This window comes from Nocardioides sp. Soil805 (assembly GCF_001429625.1).
In the GTDB taxonomy this organism is placed as follows: domain Bacteria; phylum Actinomycetota; class Actinomycetes; order Propionibacteriales; family Nocardioidaceae; genus Nocardioides.
This window is the reverse complement of sequence record NZ_LMSU01000001.1, coordinates 1-229: the sequence shown is the minus strand read 5'-3', so window position 1 is coordinate 229 and position 229 is coordinate 1. Positions and strand designations below refer to the sequence as shown.

The window sequence follows — 229 nt, the reverse complement described above, 5'->3', positions numbered from 1 at the left end:
ACGCACGACCACCCAGACTTGGAACACCCCCACACACGTGTGGGTGCGTGTGTTCCGCAAGAGTTACGGCGGCCATAGCGAAAGGGAAACACCCGGTCCCATACCGAACCCGGAAGTTAAGCCTTTCAGCGCCGATGGTACTGCAACCGAGAGGTTGTGGGAGAGTAGGACGCCGCCGGACATACATTGGGAGAGGGGCCGCCACCAGGCGGCCCCTCTTTCCCATTTC

General features: G+C 61.1%; 1 rRNA gene. It reads left to right on the top strand.

From position 1 onward, the window contains the following. The first annotated feature begins 64 nt into the window (after positions 1-64). A 5S ribosomal RNA gene (gene rrf, locus ASG94_RS00005) occupies positions 65-181 on the top strand. The last annotated feature ends 48 nt before the right edge of the window (positions 182-229 follow it).